Below are 12409 nucleotides of genomic sequence, written 5' to 3' on the forward strand. Positions count from 1 at the left end.
CACATGCTTTCAAGAACCGCTGCGGACCTGTACTGGATGTCCCGCTACCTGGAGCGCGCCGAGAACCTGGCACGCATGCTCGAGGTCAGTTATTCGCTGTCGCTGATGCCCCAGGCCGGGCGCAGTGACGGCCATGCCGAACTGGCCATGTCGTTGCTGGCGGCCGGCACCCTGGATGACTACAACCAGCGCTACGGTGAGCTCAACACCGAGCGCATGCTGCATTTCTTCGCCCTCGACGAGACCAACCCGGGGAGCATCTACTGCTGCCTGCGGGCGGCCCGCAGCAATGCCCACGCGGTGCGCGGGCGGATCACCGCGGACATGTGGGAGAACATCAACGCCACTTGGCTGGAGATGCGCAACATCGCCCGCAACGGCCTGGGGCGCTACGGCATCAGCCAGTTCTGCGAGTGGGTCAAGGAGCGTTCGCACCTGTTCCGCGGCGCCACCGCCGGCACCATCATGCGCAACGATGCCTATCGCTTTATCCGCCTGGGGACCTTTCTCGAGCGCGCCGACAACACCCTGCGCCTGCTGGACGCGCGCTATGAAATGTTCGGCGAGGAGTCCGAGGAAGTCAGCGACAACTCGGCCCGGGGCTATTACCAGTGGAGCGCCTTGCTCCGGGCCTTGTCGTCCTTCGAGGCGTTCAACGAGATCTACCGCAACGCCCCGGGGGCCGAGCAGGTGTCCGAGATGCTGCTGCTGCGCGCCGATGTGCCGCGCTCCCTGCATGCCTGTGTCGAGGAGCTGGACCAGCTCCTGGCCACCTTGCCGGGGGACAACGGACGCCCGGCCCAGCGCCTGGCCGCCGAACTGAACGCGCGCCTGCGCTACACCGGGATCAACGAGATTCTCGATTCCGGCCTGCACCAGTGGCTGACCGATTGCATCGGCCAGATCCGCCACCTGGGGCAGACCGTGCATGAGTCCTATCTGGAGGTGGTATGAAACTGTCCATTCGTCACGACACGACCTACAGCTACGCCGATGAAGTCTGCACCAGCATCCAGTTCCTGCGGTTGACGCCCCAGAACAGCCAGCGCCAGCAGATCCTCCAATGGCACCTGGAGCTGCCACGGCAGGTGCGCGCCCAGCGCGATCCCTATGGCAACATCCTGCATGTCATGACCCTCGACGAGCCCCACGGCGCCATTGTCCTCACGGCCTTTGGTGAAGTGCAGATCGATGGCTCGCGGGAAGTGGAGGGCGACAGCCAGTCGCCGCTGCCGTTCCTGCGTTGCAGCCACCTGAGCAAGGCGGACTCGGCCCTCTGCGACTTTGCCCGGCGCCATTGCGGCGAGCGCCGTGATCGCGCCGCGCTGATCGAGCTGATGCAGGCCCTGGCCGAGCACATGCCCTATAGCCCGGGCGCCACCGGGGTCGGCAGTACCGCAGCCGAGGCCTTTGCCGGCGCGGCCGGGGTCTGTCAGGACCATACCCATGCTTTCTTGGCGTGCGCCCGCAGCCTGGGGATTCCTGCACGCTACGTCTCCGGCTACCTGTGCACCGAAGACCAAAGTCACCTGGCCAGCCATGCCTGGGCCGAAGCCTGGCTCGACGACGGCTGGTACAGCTTCGATGTGACCAACCGCCTGGCGCGACCCGAACGCCACCTGAAACTGGCGGTGGGCCTGGACTACCTGGATGCCTGCCCGGTGCGTGGCATGCGTCGCGGGGGAGGGGCCGAACAGATGCAGGCCCGGGTCCAGGTCAGTTCCATGGTGCAGGTCCAGCATCAGTAGTTCCGAGCAGCGTCGCGGCCCATGCACCGGCTGGGGCGCGGCGCTACAGGCCGATGGTTGCCTGGGGCCGCGGCCACAGCTGAGGCGTTTCGGATAGGCAGGTAGATGTTATAAAGTAACGGGGGATTTGCCGGTCGCGAGACCGGTACCGACCCTTCGAACCTGACGCTGCGATCCCTCCTTATGAGCTCTTTATCCAACCCTCCCGCGAGCCTCGGCACCCGGCTGCTGAGCATCGATGCCCTGCGTGGCCTGGTGATGCTGTTCATGCTTCTGGACCATGTTCGGGAAACCTTCTTCCTGCACCGGCAGGTGAGCGATCCCATGGACGTGGCCACTACCGAGCCCGGGTTATTTGTCAGCCGCACCCTGGCACACCTGTGCGCTCCGGTGTTTGTCCTGCTCACCGGGCTCTCGGCTTATCTGTTTGCCCAGAAGCACGCTCATCGGGCAGATGCCAGCGCCTTCCTGTTCAAGCGTGGGTTGTTCCTGGTGGTGCTGGAACTGACCCTGGTGAACTTCGCCTGGACCGGGCAGATTCCGCCGACGCTGATCTACCTGCAGGTGATCTGGGTCATCGGCCTGAGCATGCTGGCGCTGTCGGCATTGTTGTGGCTGCCCCGGGCGCTGTTGTTGGGCCTGAGCCTGCTGCTGATCGGCGGGCACAACCTGCTGGATGGGCTGCACTTCGCCCCGGGCGAGGCGCTGCACGTGCCTTGGGCGATCCTCCATGATCGCGGCTGGATCGAATGGGGCGAGGGGCTGCGCCTGCGGACCTCCTATCCACTGCTGCCATGGATCGGCGTGATCGGCCTGGGTTATGCCCTGGGCCCCTGGTTCGCTCGCGAAGCCGAGGCTGCTCAGCGGCAGCGGCGTCTGTTGCTGTGGGGGCTGGCGGCGCTGGTGGGGTTCATCGGGCTGCGGCTGTTCAACGGTTATGGCGAGCGGCCCTGGGTCAATGGCGATACCTGGGTGCAAACCCTGATGAGCTTTTTCAATATCACCAAATACCCGCCGTCGCTGCTGTTCATTGCCCTGACCCTGGGCGCCGGGCTGCTTGTGCTGCGGGCCCTGGAGCGGCCTCAGGACAGCCGTTTGATACGGGTGCTCGGGGTGTTTGGCGCAGCGCCGATGTTCTTCTACCTGTTGCACTTGTATGTACTCAAGGGCCTGTATCTGCTGGCAGTGGCGCTGCTGGGACGTAACCACGGGGCCTATTTTGGCTTCGATTCGCTGGGGTGGCTGTGGCTGATCACGCTGCTCTTGGCCGTGGCACTGTACCCACCGGTGCGGGCCTTCGCCCGACTCAAGGCTCGGCGCCGGGACCTGGCCTGGCTGAAGTATTTCTAAGGGATCGTTCGCCGGCACGTCTCCCGCAGGAGCTGGCTGGCCGGCGCAAGCATCCCCCGATCGCGGTCAGGGCCGCGCCGCCCGAATGGCCTCGCGGATCTCTTCCTGCAACTGTCGAGCCCCGCTGCAGGCCGGGTCGGCGGGGCCGTACTTGCAGGATTTATCCAGCACCTTCAGCGCCAGATCGGCGTCGGGCGCTACGCCTATGCCCCGGCTCAGGTGGAAGCCGTACATGGTGCAGGCCCAGGGATCATTCAGTTCACAGGCCTTGTTGAAGGTCTGCACCGCACAGTGCCGGGTGGCCTGGTTGTCGGCGTCGGCGGTGAGCATACCGGCGGCGCGGTTGGTGCAGCCGGAGACCAGGCCCAGGCTGCAAGCGCGCTGGTACAGCGGTTCATAGCCTGCGGCGGGCCCTTTGGCCTGTTGCAGGGTGGTTGCCAGCCAGTAGCAATCGTTGCCGTCGCCGGTTTCGCAGCGCTGCAGGCAGGCCCCCAGCTGCTCCGGGGTTTCGCAGCGGTTGGCCTGCGTGGCCCGTGTCGCGGTCCTGGCCGGCATGTTGTCGCTGGGGCATTGCCTGGCCTGGGCTTGCCAGTCCTGCCGGGCCTGGACTTTGGCGTACAGGGCGTCGATCAGTTCCTGGTCGGTGGGCGCGGCATTGGCGGCAAGGCTCGACAGCAGGGCCATGCCGAACAGGCAGAAACGGTAGAGACGAGGCATGGGGCAGAGTCCTTTCCAGAGGTCATGGGCGCGTGCGTATCTTAAGGATTTTCACCAATAGCTCCAGGCTGCCGATGGGGTGGCGAGAGGTTTTTTTCATTTTGCCTCCGGCCACTCTCTTGTGGTCCCGGGCTTTTACTCTGTACTGTATATAAAAACAGTATTCGAGCCTCGCCATGCAATTGATCGACAAGCTGAGCATCCTCGCCGACGCCGCCAAGTACGACGCTTCCTGCGCCAGCAGCGGCGCGCCCAAGCGCAGCTCGGAAGGCAAGGGCGGATTGGGCTCGAGCAACGGCATGGGCATCTGCCACAGCTATACCCCGGACGGACGCTGCGTTTCGCTGCTCAAGGTGCTGTTGACCAACTTCTGCCTCTACGACTGCCAGTACTGCGTCAATCGCCGTTCCAGCGATGTGCCCCGGGCGCGCTTCAGCCCCGAGGAAGTGGTGCGCCTGACCCTGGATTTCTATCGGCGCAATTGTGTCAGCGGGCTGTTCCTCAGCTCCGGGATCATCCGCTCGGCGGACTACACCATGGAGCAGTTGGTGCAGGTGGCGAGGCTATTGCGTGAAGAGCACGAGTTCCGCGGCTACATCCATCTCAAGACCATTCCCGACGCCGACCCGCTGCTGATCGAGGCCGCCGGGCGTTATGCCGATCGTCTCAGCGTCAATGTCGAACTGCCTACGGATGAGGGTCTGAAGACCCTGGCCCCGGAAAAACAGCTGGGCTCGATCAAACGGGCCATGGGCACCATCTATACCGGCGAGCAGACGGTGCGCAACGAGCCTCGGGCCCCGCGCTTCGCCCCGGCGGGGCAGAGCACGCAGATGATCATCGGCGCCGACGACACCGATGACAGCACCATCCTCCATAGTGCCGAGGCCCTGTATGGCGACTTTCGCCTGCGGCGGGTCTATTACTCGGCGTTCAGTCCCATTCCCAACAGCCCGAAAAGCGTACCCCTGGCCGCGCCGCCGCTGATGCGCGAGCACCGTCTGTACCAGGCGGACTTCCTGTTGCGGGGCTATGGCTTCAGTGCCAATGAACTGTTTCAGGGCCCCGGGCACCTGGCCCTGGACATCGACCCCAAGCTGGCCTGGGCCCTGGCTAACCGCAGCGTGTTTCCCCTGGACCTGAACCGCGCCGAGCCCACCTTGATCGCGCGCATTCCGGGGATCGGCCTGCGTACCACCCAGCGCTTGGTGGAGCTGCGTCGCGAGCGCCGCATCCGCTATGAGGACCTGGCGCGCATGCGCTGTGTGCTGAGCAAGGCCAAGCCGTTCTTCATCACCAGCGACTACCACCCCCAGCAGGCCGAAAGCAGCAGCGCCTTGCTCTACCAGCAACTGCGGGACCGTCCCCAACCGCAGCAGATGGGGCTCTGGGGATGATCAGCCTGGACTGCGACGACTGGTTCGACACCTGGCGCCAGCAGGCTCGCTGGCTGCTCAGTCATTCCGTCGATCCGAGCCGGGTCAACTGGTCCGGCCCCCGGGTAACCGATCTGTTTGCCAGTGATGAGGAGCTGCCTCTGGAAGCCGGGCCGTTCCAGGCGCGGATTCCCCTGGCGCTGCTGCAACAGCTGGAGCGGGCGGCGGCCTATCGCGGCGAGCAGCGCTGGAACCTGTTGTACGAGGTGCTGTGGCGGGTCAGCCACGGCGACCGCACCGCCATGCTCAGCGGCGATCAACTGGGCAGCGAGTTGCAGCGGCGGATCAAGCAGGTGGACCGCGAGGCTCATCACCTGCATGCCTTCGTACGATTCGTGCGCCTGGCCGAAGGGCGTTCGAGCCTGGCGCAACAGCCGGAGTTCGTCGCCTGGCACGAGCCGGCCCACGACATCCTGGCCAGCGCCAGCCAGCACTTTATCGGGCGCATGGGGTGCCACCGCTGGATGATCGCCACGCCCCGGGACGGGGTGTATTTCGATGGCCGGGACCTGCTCTATCAACGTCAGTGCCCCATTGCCTGGCAGCAACTTGCACAGCCTGTCGAAGACCCCGGAGGCGACCTGTGGCTGGCCTACTACAGTCACATCTTCAACCCGGCGCGACTCAATCCCAAGGTCATGCAGGGGCACCTGCCGGCCCGCTTCTGGAAACACCTGCCGGAAGGGCCGCTGATTCCGGCGCTGATCAGCGAGGCTCGCCATGGCAAGCAGCGCGATGGCCAGGCCAGCCCGGTGGCGGCGCGGCGTGGCAAGCGCGTTGGCGAGGCTCGCAGCCCGGGCACTGGGCAGTGACCGCTGCGCTAGATGACAATGCACGGCTTTGCACCACGAGGCAGATGCTCAATGGATGAAGGCATGGATGACGGCAAGGGGATTACCGAGGAGTTCTGGTCGAAGGGGGTGACTGACGACGCCAAGATGCTATGGCGATTAGGGAGTCGCGGGATGACGTTCCTGGCGGCGTTACTGTTGCCCAGGACGGGCTTCAAGGGGGTGGATATTGCGGTCGGGGTACTGACTATGCTGATCCCCTTGCTGGTGATTGAAACGCAGCGGGCTTACTCGAAGTTTTCTCCAGGCTTTCTCGCCCGGGTGATCCGCGCCTGTGTCTTCAGCAGTGGCCTCGCCATGGCCTGCCTGGGGCTGCTGATCTACTTCGGCATCGTGCTGCCACTGGTTTCGGGGATTGGTCTGCATTTTTTTCAGCAGAGCCTCAGCCTCAACCAGGGTCAGCACAATACCGTGCAGTTCATGATGTTCTGGTGGATGGCCGGGGTGACCGTGGTGGCCCTGGTGTACAGCGTGGTCAGCAACTTTCGCGAGACGAAGATTTTCCAGATCGTCTATCACCTTCCACGCAACAAGGTGCAAGAGCTGATGCGCGGGCGGCCCTTGCGTGCCAGCAACTGGCCGATGTTCGTCTGGTTCGAGCTCTCGGTGCTGGTGGTCAGTTGTCTCTATACCTTCATGGCTGCGCAGACGGCGCTTCTGGTCGTCAATGGCTGGCAACAGGTGCTGGAGCTGCTGGATAGCCGGCTCTAGCCTGGCAGTCCCGCCTTCGCCGGGGCGAAGGCGGGACTGCAGTATGACCACTCAACGTGCCTGGGGCCGGGCCGGCCTCAGAAGCTGTACTTGAAACTGGTCATCAGGTTGCGCGGTGCGCCGTAGTTACCGTACAGGCCGGCGTTGCTGTAGTACTCGCGGTCGAACAGGTTGTTCAGATTGAGCGAGGCGCTGAGGTTGCGGCTGATGTCGTAGCGGGCCATCAGGTTGGTCACCGCGTAACTGCCCTGGGTGAAGGTGTGCAGGTCGTTGCCGACCTTGCTCTGCCAGTTGATCCCGCCACCGACGGTCAGCTTGTCCAGCGGGCCGTGCAGGCGGTAGCTGCTGAAGGTCTTGAAGCTGTTGCGCGGCAGGCCGGTGTTGATCCGCTGGTTGTCGGCGTTGGTGGTGACCGAGTAGGTGTAGCCGGCGGACGCCTGCCAGCCTTCGGCCAGTTCGCCGTTGAACTCCAGTTCCACGCCCTTGGACGTAGTGTCCTGTTCGGCGCTGTAGACGTTGTCGTGCTTCCAGATTGCCAGGTTGTCCTGCTGCAGCTTGTACAGGGCCAGGCTGGAATTCAGGCGACCGTCGAAGTGGCTGCCCTTGATCCCGACCTCGTAGCCCTTGCCCTCCATCGGGTCCAGGGGCTTGTTGTCTTCGCTGCGCACCCAGGAGGCCTGGGGGTTGAAGATGCTGGTGTAGCTGGCATACACCGACCAGATCTCGTCCAGGTCGTAGACCACCCCGGCGTAGGGAATGAACACGCCGTTTTCAGCGCGATTGACCTCGCTTTCGGCACCGCCGTAGGGGCGCTCGTGGGTGTCGCGTTTCCAGTTGATGACCCGGCTGCCGAGGATCAGGGACAGATCGTCGGTCAGGCTCAGGCGCGAGGTCAGGTAGGCCGCGTACTGGTTTTCATCGATCGACGATTTGCCGCTGACGTTGAAGTCCGGTTTCGGCGAATGGCCGTCCCAGCCGTCCAGGTCGTCGATGACCCCGGCCGGGGACGCGGCGTAGTCGTAGCGCCAGCTGCCCCAGCCGGGGGTGCGTTCCTTGTACTGGGACAGGGTCATGCCGCCGATCAGTTCGTGCTCGCGGCCCAACAGGTTGAAGGGGCCGGTGAGGTACAGGTCGAGGTTGTCCTGGCGCGGTGTGCCGGAGAAGCGTACTGGCAACTGAGTGGTGCCGCTGCCGTCCTTGTGCACCTGGCCCATGGCGAAGTTGAACACCTCGTCGAACTGGTTTTCGGCGTGGGTGTACTCGATCTTGCCGCTCCAGCCGTTGCCCAGTTGTTGCTCGATGGAGGCGAAGTAGCTGGTCTGTTGGTGATCGTTGTAGGACCAGTCCGGCGCGGTGTTGGTGGAGCGCTTGAAGTGAGTGCGCTCGCCACTGCTGAAGCGTGTGGGCAGGCCGGTACGCAGCGGTGAATCGACGTCGGTGCGTTGGTAACTGAAACCCAGGGTCAGCAGGGTGTCTTCGCTGAGGTCGAACTCGGTGATGCCGTACATCAGCTGGGTCTGCTGCTTGAAGCGGTCGACCCAGGCGCTTTCGGTCTTGTAGTCGGCCACCAGGCGCCCGCGGACATTGCCGCTGTCGGTGAGCGGGCCGGAAACGTCGACTCCACCGCCGTAGCGGTCCCAGGTTCCGGCCTGGCCGGTGATGCTGGCCTGGGCTTCGCTGGTGGGGCGCTTGCGGATCAGGTTGATGGTGGCGGCCGGGTTGCCCATGCCACTGATCAGGCCCGTGGCGCCACGCACCACTTCCACCCGGTCGTACATGGCCATGCTCTGGGAGTAGTTGTCCAGGCGGGTGTTGGTGGGGACGCCGTCGATCTCGTAGTTCTGGATGGCGAAGCCCCGGGACCAGTAGCTGTCGGTTTCCGCCCCCAGGCCGTCGCGGGTGACGATGATCCCCGGGGTGGCTTCCAGGGTGTCAGTCAAGGTACTGAGGTTCTGGTCGTCGATGCGCTGGCGGGTCATCACCGTGATGGACTGCGGGGTTTCCCGAGGCGTCAGGTTGAGCCGGGTCGAGCTGCTGGAGGAGTAGGTGGTGTATTCGCCGGTGCCCTCGGTGGTGGAACCGGGGGCCTTGCCGGAGATCGAGACCGGGCTCAACTCCAGGCTGGTGCCGCTGCTGCGGGCTTCCAGGGAATAGTTGCCATTGGCGCCGCGCACCGCTTGCAGGCCGGTGCCGCCGAGCAGCAGTGTCAGGCCGCTGTCGACATCATGCCGGCCCTTGAGGCCGGGGCTGCTGCGGCCCTCGGTCAGGCTCGCCGGGTAGGACAGGAGGATGTGCGCGGTCTGGCCGAAGCGGGCGAGGGCGCCGGTCAGGTTGCCCGGGGCGATGTCGAACTCCACCTGGGTCTGTTGCGCCGCCTGGGCCCAGGCCGGCAGCAGTGCAGCGCCAGTGCCGCCGGTCAGGCAGACCAGGCCCTGGGCGATGGCGCCCGCCAGGTTCTGCTTGAGTGAAAAGGCTTTGTGGCGGCGCAGCTTTACGGCGAATGACATGTGTTGCTCCCCATACAAATGAATGTTCTGGGGGTTAAGTCTCGCGAGCGCGAAAAACAGACCACCTGCATGAGATATTTTTTATCCCAGCGTGGCGCGGGGTTTGAGGGTCACCCAATAGCGGGTGAACTGGCGCACTTCCAGGTGCAGGGTGTCGGCCACGGCGGCCAGCACGCGGTCGGTATCGGCCAGGGGAAAGGTGCCGGATACCGGCAGGTGCGCCAGACGCGGATCGCAGGCCAGATGACCGTGGCGATAGCGTCCCAGCTCTTCGAGAAATTCCCCCAGGGGTTGGCCCTGGGCCACCAGCATGCCTTGGCTCCAGGCCGGTTGCAGGGCGTTTTGCGCCTGGCGCAGCAGCAGGCCGTGGCGGTTGAAACGCGCCTGTTCGCCGGCCGCCAGGGACAGCGTCTGCTGCCCGCCGTCACGGGGGCGCAGGGTCAGGCTGCCTTGGTAGACCGCCAGCTCGGTACGGCCGGCCTGCTGGCGCACGCTGAAGCGAGCGGCCGTGGCCTCGATCCAGCCCTCGGCGGTTTCCACCTGCAAGGGCTGGAGCGAGGATTGCCGAGCCAGGGTCAGGAGCATTTCACCGCGCAGCAGGGTCAGGCGTCGTTGCTGCTGGTCGAAGCGCACGGCAATCGCGGAGTCGGTATTGAGTTGCACCTGGGTCTGGTCCGCCAGGGTGAAACGACGCTGTTGCCCGACCCGAGTGCTGTAGTCGGCGCTCCAGTCCTGCACCAGAGCGGTGTCTCGTGCGGCCCAGGCGCCGGCGCCGGCCACCAGCAGCAGGCCCAGGTGCTTGAGGGCGCGGCGGCGTGCAAGGTTCGGTGCCAGGGTGGCGCGAGCCAGTTCGCTGTGGCCCTGGCTGCGTACCTGTTGCAGGCGCTGGGTCAGGGCCTCGGCCCGTTGCCAGGCCTTTTCATGCAGCGGATGGGCCTGGCGCCAGCGTTGCCAGGCGGCCAGGGTAGCGGGGCTGACGTCAGGCTCTTGCAGGTCGAGCTGCCATTGCATGGCCTGTTCGGCCATCTCCAGGTCGATGCTCAGGGCATGGCTGTTTCCAGCGTTGCTGCCGATGCTGTTCTGAGACGAGTTCATGAAAGGTCCTGGCGGTCGTCGAGGAGGATGCACTGGGCACCGGCCTTGACGATGTAGCGCTTGACCGTGGTGACCGAGACTTGCAGCCGTTCGGCGATCTGCTCATGGCCCAGGCCATCCAGTTGCCACCAGAGAAACGCCTGGCGCACCGGCCGCTCCAGGCGTTCGAGCACCGCGTCCAGCTGCATCAGGGTTTCCAGGAGGATGGCCTGGGTTTCCAGGTCCGGCACCACGTGCGCGGGGACGTGCTGCAAGGCTTCCAGGTAGGCCCGCTCCAGCTTCTGACGCCGGTAGTGATTGCTCAATACGCTCTGCGCCACCTTGGCCAGGAAGCTGCGCGGTGCCTGGATCTGTACCGGCTCGGGTTTTGCCAGCAGGCGCAGGAAGGTGTCCTGGGCCAGGTCGGCGGCGCTGTGGGAGCAGTTCAGGCGCAGGCGCAGCCAGTTTTTCAGCCACTGGTGCTGCTGGCTATACAGCTGGGTCAGATCGCAGGCACTGGCTTGAACGGGTAAAGACATGGCGAGACATTACCGTGGCAGAGAGGTTGCAAATGATAACGCTTATCATATAGATCGCTGCTCGGCCTCGGCAAGAAAAGTCTCAACGGAGTAGGGAATAAGTCGACGAAGCAAATCGCCGGCATGAAAAAGCCCGCCCCTGGCAAGCAGGGGCGGGCTGGGTTGCAGCCGGGGCGAATCAGACCTTGACGATCCAGCCCGCTGGCGCTTCCACGTCGCCGGTCTGCACGCCGGTCAGCTCTTTATAGAGCTTCTGGGTGACAGGGCCGACGTCCTTTTCGCTGTAGAACACGTGCAGCTTGTCCTGGTACTGGATGCCGCCGATCGGGGTGATCACGGCCGCGGTACCGCAGGCGCCGGCTTCCTTGAAGTCCGCCAGCTTGTCGATGAACACGTCGCCTTCCACCACTTCCAGGCCCAGACGGGTCTTGGCCAGCTCGATCAGCGACAGGCGGGTGATCCCCGGCAGTACCGACGGCGAGTTCGGGGTGACGAATTTATCGTCGTGAGTGATGCCGAAGAAGTTGGCCGAGCCTACTTCCTCGATCTTGCTGTGGGTCAGCGGGTCCAGGTAGATGCAGTCGGCGAAGCTGGCCTTCTTGGCCTGGGAGCCGGGCATCAGGCTGGCGGCGTAGTTGCCGCCGACCTTGGCGGCGCCGGTGCCTTGTGGCGCGGCGCGGTCGTAGCTGGAGATCAGGAAATTGTGCGGAGTCAGGCCGCCCTTGAAGTAGGCGCCGACCGGGATGCAGAAGATCGAGAAGATGAACTCGGGAGCGGTGCGCACGCCGATGTTGTCACCCACGCCGATCACGAACGGACGCAAGTACAGCGCGCCGCCGGTGCCGTATGGCGGAATGAAGCGCTCGTTGGCACGGACCACTTCCTTGCAGGCCTCGATGAACTGCTCGGTGGACACCTGTGGCATCAGCAGGCGGGCGCAGCTGCGTTGCATGCGCGCGGCGTTCTGGTCGGGACGGAACAGGTTGATCGAGCCGTCCTTGCAGCGGTAGGCCTTCAGGCCTTCGAAGCATTGCTGGCCATAGTGCAGGGCAGTGGAGCCCTCGCTGATGTGCAGCACGTTGTCTTCAGTCAGGGTGCCTGCGTCCCACTCGCCGTTACGCCAGTGCGACAGATAGCGCTTGTCTGTCTTGATGTAGTCAAAACCCAGCTTGTCCCAATTGATGCTTTCGTTACCCATGACACCCTCTATCGCTTAACAACCGTCGCAACGGCTCAAGGCTTCTGACGTTTTTTTGGATGGGCACAACAATACTGCATTCCGGGGGCGTACCGCATCCCGGACGATGGGAGGGTGCGCAAAAAACTTGGCCTGCTCATGAAGCGTTCCTCCCTGCAACAGCCCCCGTAACACCCCCGGTAGGAGCGAGCTTGCTCGCGAAGGCCACGGCGCGAACGCTTGGCGATCCCTGCCGGCCCTTTCGGGCCAGCCGCGCTCCTACCTGGGCACTGTCCTGT

The 12409-nt window shown here is 64.5% G+C and carries 11 protein-coding genes; 6 read left to right on the forward strand and 5 right to left on the reverse strand.

Annotation, left to right across the window (positions count from 1 at the left end):
* Positions 1–3 precede the first annotated feature (3 nt).
* From P7C00_RS13730 to P7C00_RS13740, 3 genes are all read left to right on the forward strand, one after another.
* On the forward strand, positions 4–954 hold the full coding sequence (locus P7C00_RS13730; RefSeq protein ID WP_346635827.1) for an alpha-E domain-containing protein: 951 nt from the start codon (positions 4–6) through the stop codon (positions 952–954).
* A complete protein-coding gene (locus P7C00_RS13735) occupies positions 951–1748 on the forward strand; it encodes a transglutaminase family protein (RefSeq protein ID WP_346635828.1) in 798 nt (265 codons plus the stop codon). The genes P7C00_RS13730 and P7C00_RS13735 overlap by 4 nt, the downstream gene beginning before the upstream one ends.
* A gap of 183 nt (positions 1749–1931) precedes the next feature.
* Complete coding sequence (locus tag P7C00_RS13740) at positions 1932–3098, forward strand: DUF1624 domain-containing protein (protein ID WP_404939487.1); 1167 nt, start codon at positions 1932–1934, stop codon at positions 3096–3098.
* 66 nt (positions 3099–3164) lie between these two features.
* Here the strand turns inward: P7C00_RS13740 and P7C00_RS13745 are convergent, their stop codons facing one another.
* The gene (locus P7C00_RS13745) at positions 3165–3815 is read right to left on the reverse strand and encodes a sel1 repeat family protein (protein ID WP_404939489.1); all 651 of its coding nucleotides are present in this window, start codon (positions 3813–3815) and stop codon (positions 3165–3167) included.
* 176 nt (positions 3816–3991) lie between these two features.
* On the opposite strand from P7C00_RS13745, the gene P7C00_RS13750 reads away from it, so the two are divergent.
* The 3 genes from P7C00_RS13750 (at position 3992) to P7C00_RS13760 (ending at position 6813) form a co-directional block, all read left to right on the forward strand.
* The gene (locus P7C00_RS13750; protein WP_402888377.1) at positions 3992–5212 is read left to right on the forward strand and encodes a putative DNA modification/repair radical SAM protein; all 1221 of its coding nucleotides are present in this window, start codon (positions 3992–3994) and stop codon (positions 5210–5212) included.
* On the forward strand, positions 5209–6063 hold the full coding sequence (locus tag P7C00_RS13755; protein ID WP_404939491.1) for a TIGR03915 family putative DNA repair protein: 855 nt from the start codon (positions 5209–5211) through the stop codon (positions 6061–6063). The genes P7C00_RS13750 and P7C00_RS13755 overlap by 4 nt, the downstream gene beginning before the upstream one ends.
* Positions 6064–6126: 63 nt before the next feature.
* Positions 6127–6813, forward strand: coding sequence for a hypothetical protein (locus P7C00_RS13760; RefSeq protein ID WP_346635833.1), 687 nt, complete (start codon positions 6127–6129; stop codon positions 6811–6813).
* A 77-nt stretch (positions 6814–6890) separates the two neighbouring features.
* Here P7C00_RS13760 and P7C00_RS13765 read toward each other — a convergent pair whose 3' ends face one another.
* From P7C00_RS13765 to P7C00_RS13780, 4 genes are all read right to left on the reverse strand, one after another.
* Positions 6891–9320 carry a TonB-dependent siderophore receptor gene (locus tag P7C00_RS13765; RefSeq protein ID WP_404939493.1) on the reverse strand — a complete coding sequence of 810 codons (2430 nt, stop codon included), beginning with the start codon at positions 9318–9320 and terminating at the stop codon, positions 6891–6893.
* An 81-nt stretch (positions 9321–9401) separates the two neighbouring features.
* Positions 9402–10415, reverse strand: coding sequence for a FecR domain-containing protein (locus P7C00_RS13770; RefSeq protein ID WP_404939495.1), 1014 nt, complete (start codon positions 10413–10415; stop codon positions 9402–9404).
* The gene (locus P7C00_RS13775) at positions 10412–10933 is read right to left on the reverse strand and encodes a sigma-70 family RNA polymerase sigma factor (RefSeq protein WP_346632577.1); all 522 of its coding nucleotides are present in this window, start codon (positions 10931–10933) and stop codon (positions 10412–10414) included. The genes P7C00_RS13770 and P7C00_RS13775 overlap by 4 nt, the downstream gene beginning before the upstream one ends.
* A 178-nt stretch (positions 10934–11111) precedes the next feature.
* The gene (locus P7C00_RS13780) at positions 11112–12131 is read right to left on the reverse strand and encodes a branched-chain amino acid aminotransferase (RefSeq protein WP_123725670.1); all 1020 of its coding nucleotides are present in this window, start codon (positions 12129–12131) and stop codon (positions 11112–11114) included.
* Positions 12132–12409: the final 278 nt, after the last annotated feature.

Source organism: Pseudomonas sp. JDS08PS003 (assembly GCF_045013505.1).
GTDB lineage: Bacteria > Pseudomonadota > Gammaproteobacteria > Pseudomonadales > Pseudomonadaceae > Aquipseudomonas > Aquipseudomonas protegens_B.

What these genes read in the sequence shown, in the direction of transcription:
- P7C00_RS13730 (WP_346635827.1), top strand. Translation starts at nt 4, where the DNA reads ATGCTTTCAAGAACCGCTGCGGACCTGTACTGGATGTCCCGCTACCTG.
- P7C00_RS13735 (WP_346635828.1), top strand. Translation starts at nt 951, where the DNA reads ATGAAACTGTCCATTCGTCACGACACGACCTACAGCTACGCCGATGAA.
- P7C00_RS13740 (WP_404939487.1), top strand. Translation starts at nt 1,932, where the DNA reads ATGAGCTCTTTATCCAACCCTCCCGCGAGCCTCGGCACCCGGCTGCTG.
- P7C00_RS13745 (WP_404939489.1), bottom strand. Translation starts at nt 3,815, where the DNA reads ATGCCTCGTCTCTACCGTTTCTGCCTGTTCGGCATGGCCCTGCTGTCG.
- P7C00_RS13750 (WP_402888377.1), top strand. Translation starts at nt 3,992, where the DNA reads ATGCAATTGATCGACAAGCTGAGCATCCTCGCCGACGCCGCCAAGTAC.
- P7C00_RS13755 (WP_404939491.1), top strand. Translation starts at nt 5,209, where the DNA reads ATGATCAGCCTGGACTGCGACGACTGGTTCGACACCTGGCGCCAGCAG.
- P7C00_RS13760 (WP_346635833.1), top strand. Translation starts at nt 6,127, where the DNA reads ATGGATGACGGCAAGGGGATTACCGAGGAGTTCTGGTCGAAGGGGGTG.
- P7C00_RS13765 (WP_404939493.1), bottom strand. Translation starts at nt 9,320, where the DNA reads ATGTCATTCGCCGTAAAGCTGCGCCGCCACAAAGCCTTTTCACTCAAG.
- P7C00_RS13770 (WP_404939495.1), bottom strand. Translation starts at nt 10,415, where the DNA reads ATGAACTCGTCTCAGAACAGCATCGGCAGCAACGCTGGAAACAGCCAT.
- P7C00_RS13775 (WP_346632577.1), bottom strand. Translation starts at nt 10,933, where the DNA reads ATGTCTTTACCCGTTCAAGCCAGTGCCTGCGATCTGACCCAGCTGTAT.
- P7C00_RS13780 (WP_123725670.1), bottom strand. Translation starts at nt 12,131, where the DNA reads ATGGGTAACGAAAGCATCAATTGGGACAAGCTGGGTTTTGACTACATC.